The 13,536-nt window shown below is 69.5% G+C and carries 14 protein-coding genes; 7 read left to right on the forward strand and 7 right to left on the reverse strand.

Annotation, left to right across the window (positions count from 1 at the left end):
* Nucleotides 1–159 precede the first annotated feature (159 nt).
* Complete coding sequence (locus tag ACM6LU_RS19035; protein ID WP_414939040.1) at nt 160–957, forward strand: alpha/beta hydrolase family protein; 798 nt, start codon at nt 160–162, stop codon at nt 955–957.
* On the opposite strand, the gene ACM6LU_RS19040 is transcribed toward ACM6LU_RS19035, so the two are convergent.
* Nucleotides 954–1,730 carry an SDR family NAD(P)-dependent oxidoreductase gene (locus ACM6LU_RS19040; protein ID WP_414939041.1) on the reverse strand — a complete coding sequence of 259 codons (777 nt, stop codon included), beginning with the start codon at nt 1,728–1,730 and terminating at the stop codon, nt 954–956. The genes ACM6LU_RS19035 and ACM6LU_RS19040 overlap by 4 nt on opposite strands.
* 86 nt (nt 1,731–1,816) lie before the next feature.
* Here ACM6LU_RS19040 and ACM6LU_RS19045 point away from each other — a divergent pair, with 86 nt between their 5' ends.
* Entirely contained in the window at nt 1,817–2,662 is an 846-nt protein-coding gene (locus ACM6LU_RS19045; RefSeq protein ID WP_414939042.1) for a helix-turn-helix transcriptional regulator, read from the forward strand.
* Here the strand turns inward: ACM6LU_RS19045 and ACM6LU_RS19050 are convergent.
* On the reverse strand, nt 2,621–3,844 hold the full coding sequence (locus ACM6LU_RS19050; protein WP_414939043.1) for a helix-turn-helix domain-containing protein: 1,224 nt from the start codon (nt 3,842–3,844) through the stop codon (nt 2,621–2,623). The genes ACM6LU_RS19045 and ACM6LU_RS19050 overlap by 42 nt on opposite strands.
* Before the next feature lie 164 nt (nt 3,845–4,008).
* Between ACM6LU_RS19050 and ACM6LU_RS19055 the strand changes: the two genes are divergently transcribed.
* Entirely contained in the window at nt 4,009–4,836 is an 828-nt protein-coding gene (locus tag ACM6LU_RS19055) for an SGNH/GDSL hydrolase family protein (protein WP_414939158.1), read from the forward strand.
* Between the two features lie 183 nt (nt 4,837–5,019).
* On the opposite strand, the gene ACM6LU_RS19060 is transcribed toward ACM6LU_RS19055, so the two are convergent.
* Nucleotides 5,020–6,201 carry a S8 family peptidase gene (locus tag ACM6LU_RS19060; protein WP_414939044.1) on the reverse strand — a complete coding sequence of 394 codons (1,182 nt, stop codon included), beginning with the start codon at nt 6,199–6,201 and terminating at the stop codon, nt 5,020–5,022.
* Nucleotides 6,202–6,470: 269 nt separating this feature from the next.
* Here ACM6LU_RS19060 and ACM6LU_RS19065 point away from each other — a divergent pair, with 269 nt between their 5' ends.
* Together ACM6LU_RS19065 and ACM6LU_RS19070 are read left to right on the forward strand one after the other, a co-directional pair.
* The gene (locus ACM6LU_RS19065) at nt 6,471–7,274 is read left to right on the forward strand and encodes a pentapeptide repeat-containing protein (RefSeq protein ID WP_414939045.1); all 804 of its coding nucleotides are present in this window, start codon (nt 6,471–6,473) and stop codon (nt 7,272–7,274) included.
* 72 nt (nt 7,275–7,346) lie between these two features.
* Entirely contained in the window at nt 7,347–8,300 is a 954-nt protein-coding gene (locus tag ACM6LU_RS19070) for a helix-turn-helix transcriptional regulator (protein WP_414939046.1), read from the forward strand.
* Here the strand turns inward: ACM6LU_RS19070 and ACM6LU_RS19075 are convergent.
* Complete coding sequence (locus ACM6LU_RS19075) at nt 8,279–9,217, reverse strand: AraC family transcriptional regulator (RefSeq protein ID WP_414939047.1); 939 nt, start codon at nt 9,215–9,217, stop codon at nt 8,279–8,281. The two genes, ACM6LU_RS19070 and ACM6LU_RS19075, sit on opposite strands and share 22 nt — an antisense overlap.
* 81 nt (nt 9,218–9,298) lie before the next feature.
* On the opposite strand from ACM6LU_RS19075, the gene ACM6LU_RS19080 reads away from it, so the two are divergent.
* Entirely contained in the window at nt 9,299–10,126 is an 828-nt protein-coding gene (locus tag ACM6LU_RS19080; RefSeq protein WP_414939048.1) for an NmrA family transcriptional regulator, read from the forward strand.
* A 32-nt stretch (nt 10,127–10,158) separates the two neighbouring features.
* A complete protein-coding gene (locus ACM6LU_RS19085; protein WP_414939049.1) occupies nt 10,159–10,650 on the forward strand; it encodes a DUF1772 domain-containing protein in 492 nt (163 codons plus the stop codon).
* 33 nt (nt 10,651–10,683) lie between these two features.
* On the opposite strand, the gene ACM6LU_RS19090 is transcribed toward ACM6LU_RS19085, so the two are convergent.
* From ACM6LU_RS19090 to ACM6LU_RS19100, 3 genes are all read right to left on the reverse strand, one after another.
* Entirely contained in the window at nt 10,684–11,103 is a 420-nt protein-coding gene (locus ACM6LU_RS19090; RefSeq protein ID WP_414939050.1) for a hypothetical protein, read from the reverse strand.
* Nucleotides 11,104–11,164: 61 nt separating this feature from the next.
* Entirely contained in the window at nt 11,165–12,397 is a 1,233-nt protein-coding gene (locus tag ACM6LU_RS19095; protein ID WP_414939051.1) for an RNA polymerase sigma factor, read from the reverse strand.
* On the reverse strand, nt 12,394–13,527 hold the full coding sequence (locus ACM6LU_RS19100) for a glycosyltransferase (protein WP_414939052.1): 1,134 nt from the start codon (nt 13,525–13,527) through the stop codon (nt 12,394–12,396). The genes ACM6LU_RS19095 and ACM6LU_RS19100 overlap by 4 nt, the downstream gene beginning before the upstream one ends.
* Nucleotides 13,528–13,536 lie beyond the last annotated feature (9 nt).

A 13,536-nucleotide genomic window follows, 5' to 3' on the forward strand; every position in this document is an offset into this window, starting at 1 on the left:
CACGGTATCTCGCCTCGCCCGAAGTTACGCGTTAAGCGGACGCGTTACTGATTTAGCGTATCGCGTATCACCTCGAAAACCAGGTTCGCCAGGGAGCGCCGGATTTCGCCGGTGGCGATACCGGCGATCCGCAGGCGGTCGCCCCCCTACCGTGGCCGCATGAACTCACCGATCACGGGCACGGCTGCCGGAGTGCCGTTCACCGCGTTACCACCGGACGGCGACGAGAACACGCCGCTGATCGTCACCTGGCACATGCTGGACGCGCCGAGGTCTGACGCGGCGTTCGCCGCCGCGCTGCCGATGCACGGTCTGCCCGCGTGGCGGGTGCACCTCGGGATGCCGATGTGCGGGGCGCGGATGGTCGACGGCAGCATGGACGCCGGCCTGGCGCTGATGCGCGAGGACGTCCTGATGTCCTTACTGCACCCGTTCGTTCGGCAGGCGACCGAGGAGTTCCCGGCCGCGCTGGCCTCGCTCCGGGCACAGCTGCCGGTCGACGACGGCCCGATCGGAGTGCTCGGCGGCTCACTGGGCGGTGCTGTCGCGTTGCGGGTTCTCGCTGACACCGAGATCCCGGTCTTCGTCGGCGCCATCGTGAACGCCGCTGTCCGGATGCGGTCGGTCGTCGACCTGTTCCCCGGCGACTACCTCTATGACACTGAGTCCGAGAAGGCCGTCGACAGCCTGGACTTCGTTCCCAAGGCGGACGTCCTCGCCGAGCGGGCGCCGTTGCTAATCGTCAGCGGCGAGCGGGACCACCCGGATCTCCGCGCCGACGCGATCCGGCTCGCCGAGGCGATGGGGGACCGGTCCGAGCTGCTGTCGATTCCCGGGCTGGAACATCCGCTGGCCGAGGAGCCCGGCATCGAGCCCGCGCCGCAGCTGCCGTCGGCTCGCGAGGTGGACGCCGGGCTCACCGCCTGGTTCCGGCGCCACCTCGCGCGAACGGGCTAGCTCACCATGCCGCCGTCCACCCGCAGGACCGTGCCGGTCACGTAAGAGGAACGGTCACTCAGCAGCCACGCGGCCGCCTCCGCGACCTCCTCCGGCTCGGCCACTCGTCCCAACGGGGTCTGGGCGTTGAGCTGCTCCAGGATGCCAGGAGAGGCCTCGGCCCACTCGGTGAACATCTCGGTCATCGTCGTGCCGGGGGCGACGGCGTTGATGCGGATCCCTTCCGGGCCATAGGTGACGGCGGCCGAAGCGGTGAGGCTGTTGACGCCTCGCTTCATCGCGCCGTACGCGGGAAGGTCCGGGTTGGCCATCAGGCTGCCGACGCTGGTGTTGTTGACGATGGCGCCGGTTCCCGCGGTGGCCCGGATCGCGGCGATCTCGGCGAGCATCGCCAGCCACGGGCCTTTGAGGTTGACCGCGTAGATGTGGTCGAAATCGGCCTCGGTCACCTGGTCCATCGGGCCGGGCGGCACGTTCGTCGCGCCGTTGTTGAACGCGACGTCGAGCCTGCCGTGCAGTTCCACGGCACGGTCGACGGCCGCGCGCACGCTCGCCGCGTCACCCAAGTCGCACACCACGTGGTCCGCGATGCCGCCCGCCGCGCGGATCTCCTCGGCCACGGTCTTCAGCTGGAGCTCGGTACGGGCGGCGAGCACGACCTTGGCGCCTTCCCTGGCGAACAGCCGCGCCGCAGCGGCACCGATCCCTCGCCCGGCGCCGGTGATGAAAGCGACCTTGCCGTCCAGCAGGCCCGAAACAGTTGTGTTGGTCATGCCTCCGAGAGTTCACCGGCACCGAGGGTCTTATCCAGGCATCGCCGGTACCTGACTGCCGCGCCGCCATCGTCCACACTGGAGGGGTGGACAGACGACAACTGGGCGACTTCCTGCGCAGCAGGCGTGAGCGGATCACCCCCGCCGACGTGGGCCTGCCCGCCGGGCCGCGCCGCCGCACACCGGGACTGCGCCGCGAGGAGGTGGCGCAGCTGGCGTTCATCTCGACCGAGTACTACACGCGGCTGGAGCAGGCCCGCGGTCCTCAGCCTTCCCGCGAGGTCCTGGCGGGGCTGACCAGGGCGCTGCGACTGTCGGACGCGGAACGCGATCACCTGCATCACCTCGCGGGCGCCCCGCCCGGTCCGCCGCCGGGACCGTCCCGTGAGGTCCGCCCGAGCATTCTCGCGTTGTTGCGACGTCTTCCGCAGGCCGCGGCGATCGTGCTGTCCGCGACCTACGAGGTCATCGCCTGGAACGACCTCGCCGCGGCCCTGATGGAGGACTTCTCCGCGCTGCCACGCCGCGATCGCAACCTTGTCCGGCGCGCGTTCCTCGGAACATCGGAGCGACGGATGTACGGGGTGTCCGACGTCGACGAATTCTCCGCGAGCGCGGTCCGGAACCTGCGGGCCACCGCCGGCCGCTATCCCGACGATCCCGAAGTCACCGGACTGATCAGCGAACTCCTCGACGGTAGCGACGTGTTCGCCCGGCTCTGGGCCGCGCACGACGTGTGTGCCGCGCCCACCCTGTGCAAGACCTTCCAGCATCCGATGGTGGGCCCGGTGTCGGTGAACTCCGACGTCCTCGACATCAGCGACCGCGACCAGCAGGTCGTGATCTACACCGCCGAACCCGGCAGCCGGTCGGAAGAGGCGTTGCGGTTGCTATCGGTCGTCGGGACGCAGCGGATGGACGTCCCGCGCTGAACGTTTTGTAGGTTCCCTCGATACCAGTGGATCGACGCGCAGCGCGATCGCCAGCGCGAACCGGCCGGCCGGATCGTCGACCGTGCCACCGAACAGTGTCCGCAACTGCCGGATCCGGTATCGAACGGTCTGGACGTGGACGTGCAGTTCGCCGCCGATCGCCTGCGGCTGGTCAGGGCGCGCGAGCCACGCGGCGAGGGTGGCGGTGAGCCGTTGCCGCGCCGGTTCGGGCAGACCGGCCAGTGGCGCGAGGACGTCCTTCGCGAACTCGGCGGCGAGTTCGGGATCGGCGGTCAGCAACAGGTCGATGCGGTGATCTGTGGTGTGGACGAGGGCGCTGCCGCCGAGCGCGCCGGTGCGGGTCAGCCGCCACAGCGCACTCGCCCGGCGGGCGCTGAGCGCGGCCGAGCGAAGCGGCACCACCGGGCCGACCCCCGCCTGCTCGTGGCCGAGCAGGTCACGCAGCCTGGCGAGGTACCACTCGAACCGGTCGGCGGGCATGACGACGGCCGTGAGGTCGTGGTGGCGGCCGATCAGCACCCGTCCCGGCATCCGGTCGAGCAACTGCGGCGCGACATCGGCATTGGTGACGGCCACGACGAGACGGCCGGGCAACACCCACGCGGCCTGGCTCGCCGCGTCGTCGAGCACGTCGCGGGTGGGCGCCGGTTCGGTGAGCAGGAGGCCGAGGAGCCGGTCCCGCCGCGCTTGCCCGGCCCGCGCCGCCTGTGACCGCGCTTCGGCGTATCCGTCGGCGGCCGCGGCGGAAAGTTCCGCGATGAAGGCGAAAAGTGCCTCGCCGAGCTCGACGATCGCCTGGGTCGGCAGATCCACGGCGGGCGCCGCCGAGGTGAGCTGCCGCCAAACACCCAGCGCGGCCGACTGGTAGAAGCCGAGCATCTCCTCCAGGCTGCGGCCCGCGGTGTGCTGGGCCCTGCCTTGTGCGCGGTAGACCTCGCGGTCGGTGGTGATGTCGGGATGGCCGGTCTCGCTGAAGAAGGCGTCCAGTGCGACGTCGAGGGTGAGGTGGAGGTTCGCCGCGGTGCGATCGTCCAGCGGCGTCCGCAACCCGGCGCGGACCTGGTCCATCGCGGCGGACGCGATCGCGGCGGTGTCCGGCTCCAGCCGGGTCAGCACCGAGGCGTCCAGCCGTCGCCACGGTTGCGCCGACGGCGTAGTCATAGCGACAACATAGAGGCAACCTACAAAACTCCGGACAAGAACGCGCGGCTGGAATCTAGTGAGTCACCCACCATCCGGCGGACGCTGTTCGCGGCATTCGACGACGCATGCAGGAGGCGGCAGTGACACGTTCTCGCTGGAGAAGATTCGTTCGTAGCGCCGCGGTGGCGGGCACCGCGCTGACCCTCGTCGGAATCGGGACACCTGCCCTCGCGGCGGAACGCCAGGTGTACGTCGCCATGGGGGACTCGTTCTCCGCGGGCTCCGTCGTCCTGCCGCAGTCCGATCTGCTCACCTGCGCGCGGTCCGCGATCAACTACGCGGGCCTGCTGGCGAAGCAGCTCAAGGTCGACGAACTGCGTGACGTCACCTGCGGCGCCGCGACCACGGCGAACTTCCCCAACCCGCAGAAGGGCATCATCTCCGGCACCAACCCGCCGCAGTACGACGCGCTCTCGGCCGACACGACACTGGTGACCGTCGGCATCGGCGGCAACGACATCGGACTGGTCGGGCTCGCCACGTCGTGCGTGAACCTGCTTCCGGTGGGCGCGTCGTGTAAGGCGGCCAACACCGCGGGTGGCGTGGACAAGTACGCGAACAAGATCGACGCCTTCGCCGCGACCTACGGCACGGTCATCGAGACCATCCGTCAGCGCGCCCCGCAGGCGAAGATCGTCATGGTCGGCTACCCGACCGGGATCAAGCCCGGTGGCTGCTGGCCGGTCGTCCCGGTGCTGCCGCAGGACGCCGACTACATCCAGGCCAACATCGACCGGCTCAACGCGCGGATGGCCGAGCAGTCCGCGGCGCACGGCGCGAAGTACGTCGACATCCGGACGCCGAGCATCGGTCATGACGCCTGTCAGCCGATCGGCGTCAAATGGATCGAAGGACTGATCCCGTCGGTGGTGAACAACAGCTTCGCGCCGCTGCACCCGAACGCCGCCGGACTCGCGGCCGTGGTGCCGAGCATCCGCAAGGTGCTGTAGCCAACCGCTACTCGCCTACCCACGTGTGACATCGACGGCCCCGGCACGGCTGAGTGGGGAAGTTCCGGGACGTTGAACGTCCCGGAACTTCCCCACTCGGCCCATCCGGGGTTGACCAATCTGGGCGTGGATCGAAGCCAGCGGACAGGCCGATGCCGGTCCGCACCACTCACGAGCTGGTGATCAGGCGGTCGGCGCCCAGTACAGGAGCCGGTTCGGGGAACCGGAGCCCGGGTTGGTCACCTTGTTCGGGGTGGCCGCGTTGATCAGGGCGGTGGCCACCTGTGCGGGCGTGGCGGTCTTGTTGTTCTGCAGGAAACGGGCCGCGACGCCGACCACGTGCGGGGTCGCCATCGAGGTGCCGCTGATGGTGTTCGTCGCGGTGTCGCTGGTGTGCCACGACGACGTGATGCTCGTGCCCGGCGCGAAGATGTCCACCAGGCTGCCGTAGTTGGAGAAGCTGGACCGCGCGTCGGTGTTGGTGGTCGAGCCGACGGTGATCGCCTGGGTCACGCGGGCGGGGGAGAAGCCGGACGCGTTCGCGTTGGAATTCCCGGCGGCCACGCCGTAGGTGACGCCCGCGGCGATCGACCGGCGGACGGCGTCGTCGAGGGTGGTGGAGGCGCCGCCGCCGAGGCTCATGTTGGCCGCGGCGGGCTTGACGTGGTTCTTGGTGACCCAGTCGATGCCGCCGATGACACCGGCGGTGGTGCCGCTGCCGGAGTTGTTGAGCACGCGGACGCCGTAGATCGTGGCGCCCTTGGCGATGCCGTACTGCGAACCGGCGATGGTGCCGGCGACGTGGGTGCCGTGGCCGTTGCCGTCCTGGGCGACGGCGTCGTTGTCGACGAAGTCGTACCCGTTGCGGGCGCGGCCGCCGAAGGTCTGGTGGCTGATCCGCACGCCGGTGTCGATGACGTAGACGTTCACGCCCGCGCCGGTCGAGGTGTAGCTGTAGCGCTGGTCCAGCGGGAGGTTGCGCTGGTCGACGCGGTCGAGACCCCAGGACGGCGGGTTGACCTGCGTCGCGTCCGCGTGGACGACCTGGTTCTGTTCGACGGACACCACTGAGGGGTCGGCGGCGAGGCGCTTGGCCTGTCTCTCCGACAGGGTCGCGGAGAAGCCCTTGAGCGAGCTGCTGTAGACCTGCTCCACCTTCGCGCCGAAGCGACTGGCCAGCGCGCCCACGACGCCGGCATCCTTCAGCGTGACGATGTAGCTGTTCGGGATCGCTTCGGGGGCTCCCGCGGCGAGGATCTGTCCCTCAGCGGCCTGCGCGGGAGCGGCGGTCACGCTGATCGCCACTGCGACCGCGCTCGCCAATCCGGCACGGCACAGCCAACGCGCTTGTCTCATCTCTCGCATGTGTTCGTCCTGTCATTCGCAGGGGACCGGCCGGTCAAGACCACAGCGGCGGAAAGCGGTCCAGCTCGACCGCATGGGACGGCACCTGCCGAATCCCACGAAGATCGAGGTTATTGAGCGTTTGACATGGCCGATATCGACTGAATGGGGCAGGACCCGACCTTCGTCTGACGGCCATTGGCGGCGGGTGCCCTGCACGGAAAGTGCACGTCGCCCCCTCCGTACGCTGTGGACGGAACACCTGCCGAGCATCTGGAGTCCGAACCACCGTGCCTGTCACTTCGAGCCTGCGAGCCGACTGCGAGAACTGCTTCGGTCTGTGCTGTGTCGTCCCGGCCTTCGCGGCGTCAGCCGATTTCGCGATCACCAAACCGGCCGGACAGGCGTGCCCGAACCTGCGCGAGGACTCCCGGTGCGGCATCCACGACAAGCTCCGCAAGACGGGCTTCACCGGCTGCACGGTCTACGACTGCTTCGGCGCGGGCCAGAAGGTCTCCCAGATCACCTTCGACGGCGAGGACTGGCGGAAAGCGCCGAAGACGGCGAAGTCGATGTTCGCGGTCTTCCCGGTGATGCGGGACCTGCAGGAACTGCTCTACTACCTCACCGAAGCGGCCGCCCTGCCGACGTCCGCGACGATCCGCGACGACCTGGCGGCGCTCATCGACCAGACCGAGGCGATGACGCTGCAGCCGCCCGGCGTACTGCGGGAACTGGACGTCCACGCGCACCGGGGCGCGGTGAACGGCCTGCTGCTGCGGGCGAGCGAACTCGCCCGCGCCGATGTGCCGGGCAAGAAGAAGGACCGGCGTGGCGCCGACCTCATCGGCGCGAAGCTCAAGGGCTCGAATCTGCGCGGCGCGCTTCTTCGCGGGGCTTACCTGATCGGCGCGGACCTGCGTGGCGCCGATCTGCGACAGGCCGACGTCATCGGAGTGGACCTGCGCGACGCCGACCTCCGTGGCGCCGATTTCCGGGAGGCCCTCTTCCTCATCCAGTCGCAGTTGGACGCGGCGAAGGGTGACACGACGACGAAGCTGCCGGAGTCGCTCTCACACCCCGCTCACTGGTGATCCTTTGTGGACGATGTCTGCTGCGCGGAAAAGTGTGCATCGGATGAGCGGTTTGACTGCGAGACTGGGCCCATGCGTGCCGATCGCCTGGTGGCCACCCTCCTGCTGATGCAGGCTCGTGGCCGTGTCACGGCTTCCGAGCTGGCCGACGAACTCGAGATCTCGGTCGCCACGGCCCGGCGCGACCTCGAAGCGCTGTCGGCGGCGGGTGTGCCGGTCTACCCGCAGCCGGGACGAGGCGGTGGATGGTCGCTGATCGGCGGCGCTCGGACCGACCTCAGTGGACTGTCGGCGTCGGAAGCGCAGGCGTTGTTCCTGCTCGCCGGGCCGGCGGCGTCGATCTCACCCGAGGTCAAATCCGCGCTGCGGAAGCTGGTCCGGGCCTTGCCGAATACCTTTCGCGCCGATGCACAGGCCGCCGCGGACGCGGTCGTCATCGACCCGTCGCGATGGGGCGAGCGGGAGAAGGAACGGCCCGAACTGCTCACCGTGCTGCAGGCGGGCATCGTCCGTCGTCGCAAAGTCCGCTTCGGTTACGCGAAGAGGGGCGCGGAACCGGTCGAGCGGGTCGTGGATCCGTGGGGACTCGTGGACAAGGACGACGTCTGGTACCTCATCGCGGGCACCGAGAAGGGTCAGCGCACCTTCCGGGTCGATCGCATCTCCGACGCCGAGGTGAGTGACCTGCCCGCCGGGCGGCCGGACGACTTCGAGTTGTCGCGGGCGTGGGAGCAGGTGGTCGACCAGGTCGAGCGACGCCGGTCGGGGCTGGACGCGACCGTGCTCATCGCCGAGCGGCACCTGCCGATTCTGCAGGACCACTTCGGGCGCCAGTCCATTGTGGAGGGGACGCTCGACGACGGGCGCGTGCGAGTGACGGTGTCGGCACCGGTGGCGTGGATGATCGCCCAGCAACTCGCGGGCTGGGGCTCGATGATCGAGGTGCTGGGCCCGCCGTCGGTGCAGGCAGAACTCGCGCGGATCGGCGCGGAACTGGTCGAGCGCTACGCGACAGCAGTGCGGTAACCCTGAGGGCTGATGCCGTGCTCGCGTTTGAACGCGGTGCTGAGCGCGAACGAACTGCCGTAGCCGACCTGCCGTGCGACCGCGCCGATCGTGACGTCGGGGTGCTGGCGCAGCAGATCCGCGGCGAGTGCGATGCGCCAGCCCGCGAGATAGGCCATCGGCGGTTCGCCAACCGCGGCGGTGAACCGCCGGGCGAACGCGGCACGGGAGACACCGGTGTCGGCCGCGAGAGACGCCACCGTCCACGGCTCGGAAGGTTTGTGCTGCAACAGTTTCAGTGCCCGCCCGACGACGGGGTCGCGGTGGGCGCGGTACCAGGTGGGCGCCGCGGCGCCGGGCCGGTCGAACCAGGTCCGCAGCGCGGCGACCAGGAGCAGGTCGAGCACCCGGTCCAGGACGGCTTCCTGGCCCGGCGTGTCCTTGACGATCTCCCCGGCGAGCAGCGGCACGAGCGGATTCTCCCACTCCTCGTCCCGCACGACGAGCAGCGACGGCAGCGCGTTGAGGAGCCGTTTGCTGATCTCGCCTTCGAGCGGGTACGTGCCGGTGAGCAGCACGACGGGGCCATCCGGGTCGCTGCCCCAGGTGCGGACGCCGAAGTCGGACAGTTCGGTGAGGTGCTGCCCGTCCGGGGTCAGACATTCCTGCCCCGGCAGGATCATCGCCTGCGGCGGTGTGGCCGGATCATCGGCGACGACATACGGATCCGGGCCACGGGCGATGGCGATGTCGCCGGTGCCGAGACGGACGGCGTCCCCGTGATCGGGCACGACCCAGGACTCGCCGCGAACCTGGGCCATCACCGTCAGCGGTGCCTCGTCTGCGACGCGCAGTGACCACGGCGGGGTCATGACCGACTTCAGCAGGAACGCGCCACGCGCACGGGGTCCGTCGAGTAGTCCAGCGAGAGGATCCATGCCGCGAAGTGTAGACGATGAAACATGGAAGAGAGCCTCTGAACTATGTTCCGTCTCATCTCGGGGCGCTTAACTAAGGCCATGACAAACACGAAGAACAACGAGACGGTGCTGGTCCTCGGAGCGACGGGCAAGACCGGGCGCCGCGTGGCGCAGCAACTGACCGACCGGGGGATCGAGGTCCGGAAGGCCTCGCGGCCCGCGTTCGACTGGGACGACCGATCGACCTGGACGGCCGCGGTCACCGGCATCAGCGCGGCCTACCTGACCTACTACCCCGACCTCGCCTTCCCCGGCGCCGCCGAGGCGATCCGCGACTTCTCGAAGCTGGCCGTGGAACACGGCGTCCGTCGGCTGGTGCTGCTGTCCGGCCGCGGCGAGGAGGAAGCCGTGGTCAGCGAACAGGGTGTGCGTGACTCCGGTGCCGAGTGGACGGTCGTGCGGGCCAGCTGGTTCGCCCAGAACTTCAGCGAGCACTTCCTGCTGGAACCGGTGCTCGCCGGCGAGATCGTGCTACCCGCCGGGCAGGTGACCGAACCCTTCATCGACGTCGAGGACATCGTCGACGTCGTGGTGACCGCACTGACCACCGACGGGCACGACGGCCAGGTGTACGAGCTGACGGGGCCCCGGTTGCTGGGTTTCGCGGACGCGGCGGCGGAAATCAGTAAAGCTGCGGGGCAGGATGTCCGGTACGTTCCGGTTTCCGCGGCGGAGTTCGCCGCGGGCGCGGCCGAGCAGGGCGTGCCGGAGGAAGAGATCGAAGGCCTGACCGACTTGTTCACGCGGGTGCTCGACGGCCGGAACGAATCACTCACCGGTGACGTCGAGAAGGTGCTGGGCAGGCCCGCGAGGGACTTCTCCGAGTACGCGGCGAAGGCCGCGGCCACTGGGGTCTGGAATCGATGAGACGAGCGGGGATCGGAAGGGAGGCGACAGGAATGTCGACGCTGAGCGAAATCGTCCTGATCGCGGCCGTCATCGCGGCGGGGTTGATCGCGGGCTTGTTCTACGCCTACACATGCTCGGTCATGCCGGGACTGGCACGGGCCGACGCCCGGACGTACGTGACGGGGATGCGGGAGATCAACATCGCGATCCTCAACGGCTGGTTCGCACTGAGCTTCGGCGGTGCGCCACTGCTCGCCGCGGCGGCGGCGGCGCTGCACTTCCGATCGGAGCTGCGGTCCGCGCTGCCGTGGCTCATCGCGGGGTTCGTGCTGCTGCTGGTGATGCTGATCGTGACCATGGCGATCAACGTGCCGCTGAACAACGCGCTCGAAGCGGGCTTCGACGGGAACAACACCGACTTCGAGGCGCTGCGGGCGAAGTTCGAGGGCGTCTGGGAACGGTGGAACCTGGTCCGGACCCTGGCCGCGATCGGCGGCTTCGGTGCTCTGGTGGGCGGGTTGATCGTGCACGTCCGCGCCTGATCCGCCACCGCGCGTGTGATGAACGGACCTTTCCTAACAAAAATGTGTCAGGAAAGGTCCGTTCATAGTCGGCGGCGAAACCGCCATGGTCACCGGGGAAGTAGGTTGGCTCACCCCGAGAAGACCGGCGGCCAGGACAGCGGCCTCGTGCACGAGCTGCGCGGCCGAGGTCTCCCCGACACCGACGACAATCCGCGTCCTCGACGCCTTCAGCGCTCGTAGTCCGGGGGTGAAACTCCCGATCGCCTTCATCAGATGCACGATGAAGAACTCGAAGTTCTTCGCCATCTCCGGCCGGGACACCGCCTTCCGGCCGCTCGAAACCGGCGGTTCCTCGCTCCCGCTGCCGAGCAGGCGCTGCGGGAGATCCCGCGCGGGTCGTAGGTGATCACCGTGTGGTGCTCGGCGAGCGGGGCGAACATGCCGGAATCGGCTGCACCGCCGGGAACGCACGGCAGCACCGGACCGCTGCCGGTAACGGTTTTCGGGACTTGTCGCCCACCCACGAACGGCGTCAGGAGATTTCGGCGAGTTTCCCCGACAGGTAGGCGCGCTCGGCGTCGGTGCCGGTGAGCGCGAGCGCCTCGCGGTAGGCCTCGGCGGCGTCGGCGAACCGGTCGAGACGCCGGAGGAAGTCCGCGCGGGTCGCGGGAAGCAGGTGATAGCCGGGGAGGTTGCCGTCCGCAGTGAGCTTGTCGACCAGTTCCAGCCCGGCCTCGGGACCTTCAGCCATGGCGACGGCGACCGCGCGGTTCAGTTCGACGACCGGCGAGGGCACGAAACGCAGCAACTCCCCGTAGAGGGCCGCGATCTGGGCCCAGTCGGTGTCGGAGGCGCGGGCCGCCGTCGCGTGACAGGCGGCGATGGCGGCTTGGATCTGGTACTGCCCCGGCACTCCGCGACGGAGCGCGGTCTCCAGCAGTTCGGCGCCCTCGCCGATCTCGGCGGCGTTCCAGCCGCCACGGTCCTGGTCTTCGAGCGAAACAAGGGTGCCCTCGCCGTCGACCCGGGTGGCCCGGCGGGCGTCGTGCAGGAGCAGCAGCGCCAGCAGCCCGAGGACTTCCGGTTCGCCGGACATGAGGTCGGCGAGGACCCTGGCCAGGCGGATGGCCTCCGCGGACAGGTCGGGCCGCAGCAGATCGGTGCCCGCACTGGCCGAGTAACCCTCGTTGAACAGCAGGTACAGCATTCCCAGCACGGCGGACGTGCGTTCGGGCAGCAGATTCGACGGCGGAACGCGGTACGGGATGCCCGCGGTGCGGATCTTCCGTTTCACCCGGACCAGGCGCTGCGACATCGTCGCCTCGGAGACTAGGAACGCGCGGGCGATCTCGGCGGTGGTGAGCCCGGCCAGGGTCCGCAGCGCGAGCGCGACCTGGCCTTCCATCGGCAGGGCGGGGTGGCAGCAGGTGAAGATCAGGCGGAGCCTGTCGTCGCGGACGCCGCTCTCGTCCCACTCCGGCTCGGCGGCCGCGGTCAGTTCGGCGGCTTCTCGCAGCTTCTCCGCGCCGACGGCCTCCCGCCGGATCCGGTCGGTGGCGCGATTGCGGGCGGTGGTGGTCAGCCAGGCACCGGGTTTCGCCGGGATGCCGTCGCGGGGCCAGGTGCGCAGCGCGAGCGCGAACGCCTCCTGGACACACTCCTCGGCCAGATCCCAGTCGCCGGTGACCCGGATCAGGGTGGCGATCACCTGCCCCGACTCCTCCCGGAACGCCTGGGTGATCGCGGCGTCGAGTTCGGCGGTCATCGGAGCAGCCCTTCGAGCAGCGGAACGGTCTTCTCCGGTGGTGGGTACGCGGCGACCTCATCCCGCAGTCGCCTGGCCGTCTCCCGGTAGGCCGGTTCCCGCAGTACGGAGGACACGGCGTCCCGGATGTCGCCCGGTGTCGCCTCGATGACGTCGAGGACCACGCCGAGCCCGAGTTCGGTGACGCGGTCGCCGTTGTGGGGCTGGTCGGCGCCCATCGGCAGCAGGACCATCGGCAGTCCGTGCGCGATCGCGCCGAGCAGGCTGCCCGAGCCGCCGTGGGTGAGGACCGCGTCGCAGTACGGGAGGACGTCGTCCTGCGGCAGGTACTTCGCGAGGTGGATGTGGTCCGGCTGAGGGCCGAACTCCGCCGGGTCGATGAGATTCCCGACGGTCACCACGCAGGTCGCGTCGACCTCCCGCAGGCCGGCCAGCACCCGGCCGAACAGATCGCCGGACTCGGTGTTGAAAATCGTGCCGAGGGTGAAATAGAGCGTCGGCCGTCCCTCGACGTGCCAGCCCGGCACCGGGCCGCGGCCGGGAACGGGTGCGTGGAAGGACTGCGCGGTCGGTGGCAACGGGAAGCGGGGATCGCGGAAGCTCGCGGGGAACGGGGAGAGCACGAGATGGCGGTAGGCCATCTCCAGGTTCCGTTGCGGGGGAAGCCCGTGGTCGGCACGGACCTCGTTGAGCGCGGCGTCGACCAGATCGGGGCGGATGAGGGCACCGGCGGCGGTGACCAGGACGGTCGCGTGGGGAAGACCGAGCTTCTCCGCGACGATCATCGAGCCGTGGTCGGCTTCGTCGCACACGAGCAGATCCGGTGCCCAGTCCTCGCAGAGTGTCGAGATGTCCTCCGCGCGCCGGGGCGCGGTGCGGCGGACGAAACCGTCGCGGAGGTCGGCGTCCTCACGCTCCCGGTCGACGGGGAGCAGCGGGTGCCGGTCGCCCTCGCCGCCGAGGTTGGGGCCCGACGGGAAGGCGGTGAATCCGGCCGCCTCGACGATGGGGACCATCAGCGGCTCGCCGGTGAACGCGATCGTGTGACCCGCGGCGGCGAGCGCGCGGGCGATCGGGAGAAGCGGCCGGAAGTGGCCGTTGCCGCCGGCGAAGCTGAACAGGATACGCACGTGGTCGAC

The sequence above is a fragment of the Amycolatopsis sp. cmx-11-51 genome (assembly GCF_047608665.1).
Classification (GTDB): Bacteria; Actinomycetota; Actinomycetes; order Mycobacteriales; family Pseudonocardiaceae; genus Amycolatopsis.

Excerpts from the sequence above, each read along its gene's own strand:
- ACM6LU_RS19095 (WP_414939051.1), bottom strand. The coding sequence starts at position 12,397 with ATGACCGCCGAACTCGACGCCGCGATCACCCAGGCGTTCCGGGAGGAG.
- ACM6LU_RS19070 (WP_414939046.1), top strand. The coding sequence starts at position 7,347 with ATGCGTGCCGATCGCCTGGTGGCCACCCTCCTGCTGATGCAGGCTCGT.
- ACM6LU_RS19050 (WP_414939043.1), bottom strand. The coding sequence starts at position 3,844 with ATGACTACGCCGTCGGCGCAACCGTGGCGACGGCTGGACGCCTCGGTG.
- ACM6LU_RS19075 (WP_414939047.1), bottom strand. The coding sequence starts at position 9,217 with ATGGATCCTCTCGCTGGACTACTCGACGGACCCCGTGCGCGTGGCGCG.
- ACM6LU_RS19060 (WP_414939044.1), bottom strand. The coding sequence starts at position 6,201 with ATGCGAGAGATGAGACAAGCGCGTTGGCTGTGCCGTGCCGGATTGGCG.
- ACM6LU_RS19040 (WP_414939041.1), bottom strand. The coding sequence starts at position 1,730 with ATGACCAACACAACTGTTTCGGGCCTGCTGGACGGCAAGGTCGCTTTC.
- ACM6LU_RS19035 (WP_414939040.1), top strand. The coding sequence starts at position 160 with ATGAACTCACCGATCACGGGCACGGCTGCCGGAGTGCCGTTCACCGCG.
- ACM6LU_RS19085 (WP_414939049.1), top strand. The coding sequence starts at position 10,159 with ATGTCGACGCTGAGCGAAATCGTCCTGATCGCGGCCGTCATCGCGGCG.
- ACM6LU_RS19080 (WP_414939048.1), top strand. The coding sequence starts at position 9,299 with ATGACAAACACGAAGAACAACGAGACGGTGCTGGTCCTCGGAGCGACG.